Annotated in this window: 12 protein-coding genes; 9 read left to right on the top strand and 3 right to left on the bottom strand. The window is 69.0% G+C overall.

Features of this window, described 5'->3' with window-relative positions:
• Positions 1–187: 187 nt before the first annotated feature.
• Positions 188–745 (top strand): DinB family protein, encoded by a 558-nt coding sequence (locus ABFS34_00750; protein ID MEN8373956.1) that lies wholly within the window; start codon positions 188–190, stop codon positions 743–745.
• A gap of 37 nt (positions 746–782) precedes the next feature.
• A complete protein-coding gene (locus ABFS34_00745) occupies positions 783–1532 on the top strand; it encodes an MBL fold metallo-hydrolase (GenBank protein ID MEN8373955.1) in 750 nt (249 codons plus the stop codon).
• Between the two features lie 24 nt (positions 1533–1556).
• Here the strand turns inward: ABFS34_00745 and ABFS34_00740 are convergent, their stop codons facing one another.
• Positions 1557–2165 carry a hypothetical protein gene (locus ABFS34_00740; GenBank protein ID MEN8373954.1) on the bottom strand — a complete coding sequence of 203 codons (609 nt, stop codon included), beginning with the start codon at positions 2163–2165 and terminating at the stop codon, positions 1557–1559.
• Between the two features lie 210 nt (positions 2166–2375).
• Here ABFS34_00740 and mutS point away from each other — a divergent pair, with 210 nt between their 5' ends.
• The 6 genes from mutS to ABFS34_00710 all read left to right on the top strand — a co-directional run bounded on the left by mutS (position 2376) and on the right by ABFS34_00710 (position 9236).
• Entirely contained in the window at positions 2376–5048 is a 2673-nt protein-coding gene (gene mutS / locus ABFS34_00735; protein MEN8373953.1) for a DNA mismatch repair protein MutS, read from the top strand.
• A gap of 180 nt (positions 5049–5228) precedes the next feature.
• Entirely contained in the window at positions 5229–5600 is a 372-nt protein-coding gene (locus ABFS34_00730) for an energy transducer TonB (GenBank protein MEN8373952.1), read from the top strand.
• Entirely contained in the window at positions 5597–7036 is a 1440-nt protein-coding gene (locus tag ABFS34_00725; GenBank protein ID MEN8373951.1) for a pyridoxal-phosphate dependent enzyme, read from the top strand. Before ABFS34_00730 ends, ABFS34_00725 begins: the two co-directional genes overlap by 4 nt.
• An 8-nt stretch (positions 7037–7044) precedes the next feature.
• The gene (locus ABFS34_00720) at positions 7045–8052 is read left to right on the top strand and encodes a D-alanine--D-alanine ligase (protein ID MEN8373950.1); all 1008 of its coding nucleotides are present in this window, start codon (positions 7045–7047) and stop codon (positions 8050–8052) included.
• A 43-nt stretch (positions 8053–8095) separates the two neighbouring features.
• Positions 8096–8926 carry a rhomboid family intramembrane serine protease gene (locus tag ABFS34_00715; protein MEN8373949.1) on the top strand — a complete coding sequence of 277 codons (831 nt, stop codon included), beginning with the start codon at positions 8096–8098 and terminating at the stop codon, positions 8924–8926.
• Between the two features lie 52 nt (positions 8927–8978).
• Positions 8979–9236, top strand: coding sequence for a hypothetical protein (locus tag ABFS34_00710; GenBank protein MEN8373948.1), 258 nt, complete (start codon positions 8979–8981; stop codon positions 9234–9236).
• Between the two features lie 18 nt (positions 9237–9254).
• Here ABFS34_00710 and ABFS34_00705 read toward each other — a convergent pair whose 3' ends face one another.
• Positions 9255–9446 (bottom strand): hypothetical protein, encoded by a 192-nt coding sequence (locus ABFS34_00705; GenBank protein ID MEN8373947.1) that lies wholly within the window; start codon positions 9444–9446, stop codon positions 9255–9257.
• A gap of 96 nt (positions 9447–9542) precedes the next feature.
• A complete protein-coding gene (locus ABFS34_00700; GenBank protein MEN8373946.1) occupies positions 9543–10013 on the bottom strand; it encodes a nuclear transport factor 2 family protein in 471 nt (156 codons plus the stop codon).
• 253 nt (positions 10014–10266) lie between these two features.
• Here ABFS34_00700 and fusA point away from each other — a divergent pair, with 253 nt between their 5' ends.
• Entirely contained in the window at positions 10267–12375 is a 2109-nt protein-coding gene (fusA, locus tag ABFS34_00695; protein MEN8373945.1) for an elongation factor G, read from the top strand.
• Positions 12376–12380: the final 5 nt, after the last annotated feature.

The raw sequence follows: 12380 nt of genomic DNA, 5'->3' as shown, positions 1-12380 counted from the left end.
GGGAAGGGGGGAAGCTCCAGCGGCGGGCGCCTGGCGCTCGCGGGTGCGGAAGGTCGCGAAACCCCGTACGGCGCCTCGATCATTCTTCAAAAGGAGTGACAGACATGGCAAAGAACGCGCGGCACGCTAATGTCCTCGCTCCAAGTTGGCCAAGGCCGACGCCGTGTCTCTACCTGAGGGTGTGTCCATGATGCCCACGAGCGGCACTTTCCCCGATATTTACGAGTCGCTGGATACGGCGCGCCTTCTGGCCGCCTTCGAAGCGGGCCCTGCCATCATCCGAGGCCTGGTGCAGCGGCTCGACGACGCCGCGCTCGACGCCCGGCCCATCGACGGCAAGTGGTCCATCCGGCAGATAGCCGTTCACGTCGTGGATTCCGAGCTCGTGGGCGCCGTGCGGTTTCGCATGGTCCTGGCCGAGCCGGGCGGCGCTCTGCCGTTCTACGACCAGGATGTGTGGGCGCGCGAGCTTCGGTATCAGGAGGCCGACGAACGCGCGCTGGCCGGACACCTGGCGCTCTTCGCGGCGCTTAGAGAGAGATCCATCGGCATCCTGCGTGGGCTCGATGAGGGTGACTGGAGAAAGAGGGGGGTGCACGCGGAGCATGGGTCGGTCACCTTGCGGCAACTCCTCGAGCTGTACGCCGACCACTCCGAACGGCACGCGCAGCAGATCGTGGAGCGAAGGAGGCTACTCGGGATCGAGACGTCCCATACCGCGCTGCTGCCGGAGCGACTGTACTGACCCCGGACCGCGCGAGCGGGTGGGGCCTATAACGGGAATGCGAGAGGCAACCGCCGCGCTCCTGGCGCTCGGTCTGGCCGGCTGCACCCACGGCCTGGAAGCAGTGGTGGAGAATCCACGGGCGGCCGTGGCGACCACCGGCGGTCCGAGCCAGAGCATGATCTACGCCCGGCGGACGGAGTCCGGGGTCGTGCTGATCGATCTGGGGTGGTTCGACGGGCCCGCGGCGCTCCGGCGCAGCCTCCGGCGGCTGGACGCCGAACCGAGCGACGTGATCGCGATCCTCATCACGCACTCCCACCGCGACCACATCGGCGGGTGGCGAGCTGTCGCCCACGCGCGCTTCTTCGCCGCGGACGGAGAGCTGGAGTTGCTGCACGGCCGTCGAGAACACGAGGGCTGGGTACCGCGCTGGGGCGCACGCATCCTGAGGCCGGACCTGCCGGAGCCCGGTGAGCTGCGGGTGAGCACGTTCTCGCGGGATACGGCGTTGGCGTTCGGGGCGGACACGGTGCGGGCGTTCGCGGTCCCCGGCCACACGTCGGGCAGCGCCGCCTACCTGGTGGACGGCGTCCTCTTCCTGGGGGACGCACTCTCGCACTCCAACCTGTTCGGCGGCTTTCGCCCGCCTGTGTCGCGCTACTCGGAGGATGCACGACGCGCCCGCCGCAGCCTCCTGGGGGTGCTGGAACGGGCGCGTCCCTTCGGCGTCGACGCGGTGTGCACGGCGCACGCCAACTGCGCTTCCTTCGACGACATGTTCATTGCCGACATGGCCGAGCCCTGAGGGCCGGGCCACGTCGGCGGTTCGCTACTGGCCTCGCGGCGGCGTGATCATGATGTGCGCGCCCGCGGTCCCCGGAAACATCAGCCACGGAGTGCCTTCCGCGGGGGTTGCCGACAACCCCGTGCTCTCGGGAGTGGCGAACGGCGTGTACACGACCCACCTCTCGTAGCGGCTCGCGACCTCGGCCGTCTCCGGGTCGAAGGAGTCGCCCATGACGATGTAGAGAAACGCGGGCTCTTCGGGCATGGCCAGCGTGCCCGCTTCGGCCTCCTCCCAACGCATGGTCATGCGCTCCATGCCGGTGACGCCCTCTTCGCGGAGCTCCCGCCCGCGCGTCATGTAGGGCTCGAGAGACTCATGGTAGCAGGCGACGTTGAACCCCTCTTGCGCCGGGTTGTCAGCCAGGCAGACGAGGTCGTTGGTCCCTTCTCGGAGCATGACCAGCTTCCCCGCGTCGTCGAACCCGAGTACGGTGGCACCGTCCACGCGCTCCGCGGGCGCGGCCGCCAGCGCCTGAGCGATCTGCTCCGCGTGGGGCGGGGGGGCGACCGATTCCGCTTCGTCGTCCTGCGCCGTCGCCGCCGCGGGGACAACCAGCACCAACGCCGTCGCGAACGTAATCAACCTTCTCATGGCTCCTCCCGAAAGAACTGTATTGCCGAGGCCCACAACATACCGAGGGCTTAGGAGTCGGGCGATGTCGGGCAACCGAAAAATCGTACTCCGGACGCCGTCAGGCGATCCCGTGGGGGCGGATGCCGACTGCGTTCTCCGCCCGCCTTATGGTCCAGGAACCCGGTGGGGACTATCGTGTCGAGCCACCAAACGTTACGTCCGTCTGCCATGCCCGAGCTGCAAGACACCCCTTTGATGCGCCAGTGGCGAGAGGCGAAAGAGCGTCATCCCGACGCGCTCGTCTTTTTTCGCGTCGGTGACTTCTACGAGCTCTTCAACGAGGACGCGGAGGAAGGGGCGCGCCTGCTCGGGTTGACCCTGACCAGCCGCAACAACGGCGCGGCCGCCAGGGTTCCGCTCGCCGGAGTTCCCGTCCGCGCCAAGGACGAGTACGTCCAGCGTCTGGTGCGTGAGGGCCGCCGGGTGGCCATCTGCGACCAGGTCGAGGATGCGTCGGAGGCCAAGGGCATCGTGCGACGTGAGGTCGTGGAGACGGTCACCCCCGGCGCGGTTCTCTCGGACGCTCTGCTGGACGCTCGCCGCAACAACTACCTGATCGCCGTGCGACCGTGGGGTGGGGGCGCGATCGCCGGCGAGCCGGCGCCGTCCTACGCGCTCGCCGCCGCGGACCTCTCCACGGGCGAGGTGGTCGCCACTCCAGTGGGCGAGGGAGACCTGGAGTCGGACCTGGCCCGCTTCGAGGCCGCCGAGATCCTGCTGCCTGACAGCCTGGTGGATGTCTACCTGCCGGGCGCCGGCGCGGCCAGCCGCACGGTGCGTCCAGACTGGATGTTCGACGACGACTCGGGTCGCGAAGAGCTCGTCCGGCGCTACCGGGTCGAGTCGCTCGACGGCTTCGGCTTCGGCGCCTCCGACGGTCCGCTCGCGGGCGCCGCCGGGGCGCTCGTGCGCTACCTGGCCGACGTCCAGCCCGCCGGCAGCGACCACCTCCGTGCTCCCCGCATCGAACGACCGGCGGACGCCGTCGCGCTGGACGAGATGACGCGGCGCAATCTCGAGTTGGTGGAGCCGCTCAGGCCGGACCTGGCGCGCGGCGGCGCGGCGGGAGCGACCTTGCTGGAGGTGATCGACGAGACGCTGACACCCATGGGGGCGAGGCTGTTGCGTCGCTGGCTGTTGCGGCCGCTCGTGTCGGCTCCGGCGATCTGGGCGCGGCAGGAGGCGGTCAGCGAATTGGTCGAGGATGGGGACATGCGCCGGCGCCTGCGGGACAGGCTCGGGGAGGTACGCGACCTGGAGCGGCTCGCCGCGAAGATCGCCACGGGTCGCGCGACACCGCGCGACGTGGCCGCCCTTGGACGATCCGCGGCGCTGCTGCCGCCGCTGCGCGAGGCCCTGGGTGGGGCGCGGGCTTCGCTGCTCGCGGATCTGGGTGCCGGCCTGGATCCGTTGGAGGACCTCGCCGACCGCATCGACAAGACGCTCGCGCCCGACCCGCCTGCCGCCGTCGGCGACGGCGGCGTCATCCGCTCGGGTTTCCACGACGAGCTGGACGACCTGCGGAACACCCGGGATGGCGCCCGCGATTTCATCGCCTCGCTCCAGGCGCGCGAACGCGAACGGACCGGAATCGCGTCGTTGAAGGTCGGCTTCAACAAGGTCTTCGGCTATTACCTGGAGGTGACGCGCGCCAACCTCGAGCGCGTGCCGGAGGACTACCACCGCAAGCAGACCCTGGCCAACGCCGAGCGCTTCTTCACGCCCGAGCTCAAGGAATGGGAGAGCCGCGTGCTGGGGGCGGAGGACCTGATCGCCGCCCTCGAGGCGCGCCTGTTCACCGAGTTGCGCGACGCGTTGGGGAGCGAGGTGGGGCGGGTGCAGGCGGCGGCCGAGGCGGTCGCCCGGCTCGACGTGTTCGCCGGCCTTGCGCGCGCCGCCGAGCGGCGGGCGTACGCGCGCCCGGAAGTCCACACCGGGTACGAGTTGGAGGTGGAGGCGGGACGGCACCCGGTCGTCGAGACGATGATCCCGCGGGACGACTTCATCCCCAACGACATCCGTCTGGACCGGAGCGCCCGGGTGATGATCCTCACCGGTCCCAACATGGCGGGCAAGAGCACCCTTCTGCGCCAGGTGGGCCTCATACAACTGCTGGCCCAGGTGGGGTCGTGGGTGCCCGCGGCGCGCGCCCGACTCGGCGTGTGCGACCGGATTTTCACGCGCGTGGGGGCGTCCGACAACCTCGCTCGCGGCCAATCCACCTTCATGGTGGAGATGCAGGAAACCGCCGCCATCCTGCACGGCGCGTCGGAGCGGTCGCTGGTGCTGCTCGACGAGATCGGGCGCGGCACCGCTACCTACGACGGCGTCAGCATCGCGTGGGCGGTGACCGAACACGTGCACGAGCAGCTGGGCGCCAAGACGATCTTCGCGACCCACTACCACGAGCTGACGCAGCTCGCCGACCAGCTTCCGGCGGTGGTCAACGCCAACGTGGCCGTGCGCGAGGTGGGGGAGGAGATCGTCTTCCTGCGCAGGCTGGAGCCGGGCGGCGCCGACCGATCCTATGGCATCCAGGTGGGGCGCCTGGCCGGCCTGCCCCCGAGCGTGGTTGGCCGCGCCCGCGAAATCCTCAGGGAACTCGAGGGGACCCATAGCGCCGGCGGAGACGGGCTCGGTCGCGGTTCTCCGCACGCGCCGTCCGCGGCAGCGGAGGATCAGTTGGGCCTCTTCCACCCCGCAGAAGGCGCCCTCCGTGCACGCCTGCGCGAAATCGACCCGGACTCCCTCACTCCGCTCCAGGCCCTGGTTGAACTCGCGGCGCTGCGTCGCGCGGCGCTCGACGCCGACGGAAGGAACGAGGACGGACGCGGCGTGTAACGGCGCTTCGGCGGACAGACGCGGGCGCCCCGCTGCTGCCCGCGCGGCCGACCGAAACCGGCCGAACCTGATCCGAGGCTTGGGAGGAACGTGATCGATCGCCGCAATTCACGCGCATGGGGGGCGGTTGCGACACTGGTGGGCGCCGTGGCGTGTGGGGCGTGCGTCTCCGACGAGCCCATGCAGCAACCAACCCCGCTGTTCGAGGCGCCCCCCTTCGAGTTCCCGCTCGCGCTTTGGGACCGCGGCGTGGAAGGCCAGACGGTGCTCATGGTTCACATCACGCCGCTCGGGATGGTGGATAGCGCCTACGTCCACGAGTCGAGCGGCTACGCCCAGTTCGATTCGGCCGCGATCGCGGGAGCACACCTGCTGCGGTTCATGCCGGGGAAGCGCGGTGAGCGGCGCGTGGAGACGTGGGCCCGCCTGCCCGTTCGCTTCAGCCGCGACGCGGGTCAGGCGGCGGAATTCGGGATCCAGCTGCCGGCCGCGCCGGACAGCCTCAATGGTACGCCGGACCGGGGCGATACCCGCCGGGAAGTGGACCTTTGAGCAATAATGCGACGCCGGGCCGTCCGGACGGCTGGGGCGCGGCCGACAGCCCGCCGCGTCACCCCGGACTGAGCGACAGCATCATGGAAGCGGTCGGCTGGACCCCGCTGATTCGCCTCCATCGCACGGCCCGCGGCATCCGCACGCGGATCTACGGCAAGGCGGAGTACCTCAACCCGGGCGGCTCGGTGAAGGACCGCGTCGGCTTCGCGATCATCGATGCCGCCGAGCGGGAGGGTCGGCTGAAGCCGGGCGGCACGATCGTGGAAGGCACGAGCGGCAACACCGGCATAGGCCTGGCCATCGCCGCCGCCATCCGCGGCTACAAGTGCGTGTTCACCATCCCCGACAAGATGAGCCAGGAGAAGGTGCGCCTGCTCAAGGCGTTCGGGGCCGAGGTGATCGTGACGCCCACCGGCGTGCCCGTCGACCACCCGGACTACTACGTGATGGTGGCGAAGCGGATCGCTGAAACCACCCCCAACGCCGTCTTCGCGGACCAGTTCTACAACCAGGCCAACCCCGAGGCGCACTACGCCACTACGGGGCCGGAAATCTGGGCCCAGACGGCCGGGCGCGTGACGCACTTCGTGGCGTCCCCGGGTACCGGCGGGACGATCAGCGGCGCGGCCAAGTACCTCAAGGAGCAGAACCCCGACGTGCGGGTGATCGCTGGAGATCCCGATGGCTCCCTGCTCGCCGAGTACCACCGGACGCGCGAGGTGGGCGAGGGCCATCCGTACAAGGTGGAGGGCATCGGCAACGACAAGATCCCCTCCACGCTGTGGTTCGATTACATCGACGAGTTTCGCACCGTGGATGACCGCACGGCCTTTCTCACCGCGCGCCGCTTGACTCGAGAGGATGGGTTGTTCGTCGGCGGCAGCGCGGGGCTCATCGCGCACGTGGCCCTGGAGGTCGCGCGCGAGGTGGACGACCCCGACGCGCTCGTGGTTTTCGTCCTGGCCGATACGGGAGAGCGCTACCTCTCCAAGGCCTACAACGACGAGTGGCTGCGTGAGAATCGGATGCTGCCGCCGGCGCCGACGCGCGTGGCCGACCTGGTTAGCGAGAAGGAGGATGGCGCCCCCGCGGAGCTCATCGCGGTCGAGGCGGGCACCACCGTGCGCGGTGCCCTCGCGCTGCTGTCCGACAACAACCTCTCGCAGCTGCCGGTCCTGGAGGGAGCGGACTGCGTGGGCTCGGTCTCCGAGGCGGGGTTGATGGCCAGCGTGATCGCCGACCCGGAGGCGATCGAGCGAGGGGTGGAGTCGTTCATGGATCCTCCCTTCCCTGTGGTGGACTCGGGCACCGATCCGGAGGCGGTCGCGCCCCTGCTTACGCGCAAGAACGGCGCGGTGCTCGTGCGCGAGGGGGGCCGCATTGGCGGCATCCTCACGCGCTACGACATGGTCCGCCACCTCACAGGCCGCTAGGCCCCCCGGTGTCCACCGGCGATAGCCTGCGCGTGGCCGTCTTTCTAGGCGGCGACAGCGTCGAGCGCGACGTGTCGCTGGCGAGCGGCCGGGAGGTCATCTCGGCGCTGCGCGAGCGCGGCCACCGTGTCGTGGGCGTCGACCCCGCGCGCGGCGTTCTGGGGCCCACCGAGGAGACCGCGCTCAGCGCCGAAGTGTCCGCGCTCCCCCCGGCCGAGGTGGCGCCGCCGGAGAGGCCGGCTCTGACGGACGTGCTGCGCTCCGAGCCCGTGCGCGGGGCCGACGTGGTGTTCGTCGCCCTGCACGGGGGAGCCGGCGAAGACGGGCGCCTGCAGGCGATGCTCGAGCTCGAGGGGATCCGCTACACCGGGAGCGGGCCCCTTGGCTGCGCCCTGGCCATGGACAAGGACATCGCCAAGCACCTCATGCGCGCCGCTGGCGTGCCCACGGCGGACTGGCTGATGGCGCCCGCTTCAACCGAAGAAGTGGCGGACCGCCTGGGCTTTCCGGTCATCGTGAAGGCGAGCAAGCAGGGATCGACCGTGGGGCTCTCGCTCGTGCGCGAGCCCGGGGAGCTGCCGGCGGCGATCGAGCTCGGCTATCGTCACGACGACGAGGTGATGATCGAGAGGTTCGTGCCCGGCCGCGAGCTCACGGTGGCGGTGGTGGGCGACGAAACGTTTCCGCCCGGGGAGATCATCTCCCAGCACGAAATCTTCGACTACGAGTGCAAGTACCAGCCGGGGATGGCCGAGGAGGTTTTTCCGGCCGCCCTGACCGACCGCGAGGCGCGCGGAGTGTCGGCGCTCGCGCTGGCCACGCACCGGGCGCTCAAGCTGGGCGGCTACAGCAGGGTGGACTTCCGGATGGACCCCGCCGGGATCATGTGGTGCCTGGAGGCGAACACCGCCCCCGGCATGACGTCGGCCAGTCTGCTCCCCAAGGCGGGCCAGGCGGCGGGCGTCTCGTTCCCCGCGCTGTGCGACCGCATCTGCAGACTCGCGCTCGGCTCCTGACCGCGGTAGGAACCGCCCCGGGCGCCATGGGGGTAGAGTAGTCATGGCGTACCGATCCTCCTCCTGGTCCGGCTTCGGGTCGTCGTTCCAGCCGACGCCGATGGTCAAGAACCTGATCATCGCGAACACCGGTGTGTTCGTGCTGTTGTGGATAATCCCGGCGCTGAGGCCCTGGCTCTGGTTCGCGCCGGTCGCGGTGGCCACGACGCCGTGGACGGTCGTCACCTACATGTTCGTCCACGCGAGCCTGGGACACCTGTTCTTCAACATGCTGGGCCTGTTCTTCTTCGGGCCGCCGCTGGAGGCGAAGTGGGGCGGCCGCGAGTTCCTGAAGTTCTACATGATCGCGGGGCTGGGCGGTGCCGCGCTGTCGTTGCTGGCGCCCCAAACAGCCATCGTGGGGGCCTCGGCGGCGGTGCTTGGTGTGCTGCTCGCGTTCGCCATGAACTGGCCCGACGCGCCCATCTACGTGTTCGGCATCTTTCCGGTGAAGGCCAAGTGGCTCGCTGCGTTCGTGGCGTTGGGGGCCCTGATGAGCGCCACCAGCCCGACGAACGATGGCATCGCCCACCTGGCCCACCTGGGCGGACTGATCGCCGCGCTCGTATACCTGAAGTTGGACCTCCAGCGCAGGGTGAGTCTTCGGGTGTTGAAGAGACGCCCCGGCCGCGGACGTATTCGGGTCGTCGAGAAGCGCGCGGGGCGCGCCGCCGCCAAGGGGTCTACGCCCGGCCGCGAGGGACGCGAAGAGGCGGCCATGCTGGACGAAGTGGACAAGGTTCTCGACAAGATCGGGCGCGACGGGATGGCCAGTCTCTCGGACTCGGAGCGGGCGCTCCTGGACGAGGTCAGCCGTCGGTACCGCACGAACTGAATCGGTGCAGCGCGACTCCCGCTGACACCGTGGCCTAGCAGGAGAGAGCGCCATGTGGCTCATATGGTTCTTCGTGGTGATCGCGGTATGCGGTCCCATAGCCAAGGGAATCGGCGATCGCATCGCCGGATCGGGCGAGATATCCGGCAAGACCGCCAAGCTGCTGAAGGCGGAACTCGAGGCGGCACGGCAGCGCCTGTCGAGCACGGAAGACCGGCTCGTGCAGGTGGAGGAAAAGCTGGAGTTCTACGAAAGACTGCTGGCCAATCCGGAGCGATCGGCGCGGGTCAGGGCGACGCTCGAATCCTGAGCGCGGCGAGGGAGGGCGTCAGCCGATGTCGGCCCGCAGCGCCGGGGCGGTGGCGACCGGCGCGTGAGGGCTCGTCACCTCGGTGCGCTCGGTTTCGCCGCCGAGTTGGTGCGCGGTCGCGAGTCCAGAGCCCGCCAAGAACGGCAAGGCCAGCAGCGCCATTATCTTGAACGCGGATCGCGGGCAGCGATCCTGAGTCTTCGTTTTCATCGTCCATTCTCTCTATCTGAGTCGGCTCCCGAACCAGGTACGGGTCGCGGGGCCGCTTTCGTCTGTATCCACTTCGGAGGGAGGGTCCCCCGAGTTTCAACGCGACGCGGGTTCCACTTGGAAGCTCTTGTGGATGATGCGCCACTCGCCGCCGGTGCGAAGCAGGGTTGCGTAATCGACCGTGCGGCCGCCCGGGTAGAGGAAAACGATCTTGGCGATCGCCGCGTCGCCGGTGACGTCCACCGTCTCCACCCACCGCTCCTGCTCCGCCTCGTCCTCGGCCGGCTCTCCCTCGAAGCCTCCCAGGTACTCGTCGATCGGCCGCCGCCTCAGCTCGCCGTCCGAGACCCAGATCATGCGGGCGTCGGGATGGAAGGCGGCCTCGGCGTGCCGGCGCTGCCCCGTCGCGTGACCCTGGAGGTAACTGTGCAACGCCGCGCATACTCCGGCAGCCTCCTCGGCCGGCGTCTCGCACGCACCCTCCGGCGCATCTTGAGCCCGGGCGGCGCCGGGGAACGCGGCCGCCGGCAGCGCGGCGACTGCGATGATGAGTCCGACAACGCGCATGGTCATCCTCCTGGGTGTGTCTCCTGCCGTACGTTTCGGTACGTGCCGAACACTACGGCAGCGCGCAGGAGCAATGGCGCGAGACTCGTCAGCGCCTTGTCAGGGAACGGTTGGCCCGCCGGGCAGAGTCTCCTCGCGCGAAGGCGCCTCGCTTGACCCGAAAAATTGGCCCGCCTAGTGTTCCCGCCCCCCGGAAAGCTCCGGCCCGCCCGTCACTTCGGGCGAGGCGGGTAGGTGCGTGCAGGAGGTGCTCATGTCATCCGCAAGAGAATACGCCACCGAGAACATTCGGAACGTCGTCGTGCTCGGGCACGGCGGCTCCGGAAAAACTAGCCTTGTCGACGCCCTGTGCTTCGTGGCCGGCTCTACCCGCCGGCACGGCAGCACGAAGGAGGGCACGGCGCACACGATGTACACGCCCGAAGAGTTGGACCACGGCATCTCGCTCCAGACCACGCCCGCTTTCGCCGAATGGCAGGGGACCAAGATCAACCTGCTCGACACCCCCGGGTATCTCGATTTCGCCGCCGAGGCCATGGCGGCCACGCGGGTCGCCGACGGGGCGGTCATGGTGTTGGGGGCGACGACGGGGGTCGAGGTGGGTACCGAGCGGACCTGGGTCTACTGCAAGGAACGCGGCCTGCCGAGGGTGTTCTTCGTCTCCCAGATGGACAAGGAGCACGCCGACTTCGACAAGGTCTATCGCGAGATCAAGGAGCACCTTACCGACAAGGTGATTCCGGTGGAGATTCCCATCGGCGCGGGCGATGACTTCCGGGGCATCATCAATTTGTTCAGCGGCCGCGCGCACATGTACAAGCCCAACAGCGCGTCGGGCGAGTACGAAGAGGCGGACGTACCGGAGGAGTTGCAGAGCAAGTTCGAGGAGTGGCGCACCGAACTCATCGAGACCATCGCCACGACCGACGACACGCTGCTCGAGCACTACCTGGAGGGGGAAGAGATCAGCCGCGATGAGGCCATCGAGGCGATGAAGGCCGCCATGGCCGCCGGGGACGCCTGCCCGCTCTTCTGTGGCGCCCCCGAGAAGACCTGGGGAACGCGCGCGTTGCTCAGCAAGCTGGTCCAGCTCGTGCCCAGTCCTTCGGAGGCGCTGCACGAGACGGCCAAGCGCGCCAACGTGGACCAGGAAATAGAGTTGGCGGGGACCGACGACGACCCTTTCGCGGCGCTCGTGTTCAAGACCACCTCCGAGCCGCACGTCGGCGAGCTGAGCTATTTTCGCATCTTCGGTGGCTCGGCCGCCACGGGCGCGGACGTGCGCAACGCCAACCACGGCGGGAGCGAGAAGCTGTCCCACCTATCCGTGCCGCAGGGCAAGGACCGCCTGGAGGTCACACGCCTGCACGCCGGCGACATCGGCGTGATCGCCAAGCTCAAGAACACGCACACGAACGATACGCTGGGAGACGCGGGCCGCCCCGTCGTGATCACGCCGGTCGACTTTCCGGATCCGGACATCGCCGTCGCGATTCGAGCGGCCACCCGCAGCGATGAGGACAAGATCGGCGCGGCGCTCCAGAAGCTGCACGAGGAAGACCCGGTATTCGCCGCTGCCTACAACCCGGAGCTCAGGCAGACCATCGCCCGCGGCTTGGGGGAGATGCACCTCGACGTCCAGATGGAGCGGCTGAAGCGAAAGTTCGGCGTGGAGGTCGTCACCGAGGCGCCCCGCATCGCGTACCGCGAAACCATCAGGACCGGCGCCGAGGCGCAGGGCCGGCACAAGAAGCAGAGCGGAGGGCGCGGACAGTTCGGCGACTGCCGCATTCGGCTCAAGCCGCTACCGCGCGGCTCGGAGTACGAGTTCGTCAATTCGATCAAAGGCGGCGTGATCCCGGGCAAGTACGTCCCGTCCGTGAATAAGGGGATCCGCGAGGCGGCCGGCCGCGGCGTGCTGGCGGGGTTCCAGGTCGTGGATTTCAGCGCGGAGTGCTACGACGGCTCCTATCACACCGTCGACTCGAGCGACATCGCGTTCCAGATCGCCGGATCGGTCGCGTTCCGCAACGCCGCCGAGAAGGCCAGGCCGGTGCTGCTCGAGCCCATCGTGCAGGTCACGGTCATCACGCCCGACCAGTACATGGGCGACGTCATGGGCGACCTGAACCAGCGGCGCGGGAGGGTGTTGGGGATGGACTCGCAGGGCAGCAAGACCACGGTGAAGGCGTACGTTCCGGAGGCGGAGCTCTACAAGTACGCCACTACTCTGCGCTCCATCACGCATGGCCGGGCGGCGCATTCGCGGTCGTTCCACGGCTACGAGGAAGTGCCGGCCAACATCCTCGCCAAGGTCGTGGAGGACGTGAAGCGCGAGCGCGAGGAGGTGGCGTCGGCATGAGCCGA

This window comes from Gemmatimonadota bacterium, assembly GCA_039715185.1.
GTDB lineage: Bacteria > Gemmatimonadota > Gemmatimonadetes > Longimicrobiales > RSA9 > DATHRK01.
Note: the sequence above shows the minus strand (reverse complement) of the source record. Positions and strands in the feature narration are given on the sequence as shown.

Coding starts and splice junctions, on each gene's coding strand:
- ABFS34_00750 (MEN8373956.1), top strand. CDS start 188: ATGATGCCCACGAGCGGCACTTTCCCCGATATTTACGAGTCGCTGGAT.
- ABFS34_00745 (MEN8373955.1), top strand. CDS start 783: ATGCGAGAGGCAACCGCCGCGCTCCTGGCGCTCGGTCTGGCCGGCTGC.
- ABFS34_00740 (MEN8373954.1), bottom strand. CDS start 2,165: ATGAGAAGGTTGATTACGTTCGCGACGGCGTTGGTGCTGGTTGTCCCC.
- mutS (MEN8373953.1), top strand. CDS start 2,376: ATGCCCGAGCTGCAAGACACCCCTTTGATGCGCCAGTGGCGAGAGGCG.
- ABFS34_00730 (MEN8373952.1), top strand. CDS start 5,229: ATGCAGCAACCAACCCCGCTGTTCGAGGCGCCCCCCTTCGAGTTCCCG.
- ABFS34_00715 (MEN8373949.1), top strand. CDS start 8,096: ATGGCGTACCGATCCTCCTCCTGGTCCGGCTTCGGGTCGTCGTTCCAG.
- ABFS34_00710 (MEN8373948.1), top strand. CDS start 8,979: ATGTGGCTCATATGGTTCTTCGTGGTGATCGCGGTATGCGGTCCCATA.
- ABFS34_00705 (MEN8373947.1), bottom strand. CDS start 9,446: ATGAAAACGAAGACTCAGGATCGCTGCCCGCGATCCGCGTTCAAGATA.
- ABFS34_00700 (MEN8373946.1), bottom strand. CDS start 10,013: ATGCGCGTTGTCGGACTCATCATCGCAGTCGCCGCGCTGCCGGCGGCC.
- fusA (MEN8373945.1), top strand. CDS start 10,267: ATGTCATCCGCAAGAGAATACGCCACCGAGAACATTCGGAACGTCGTC.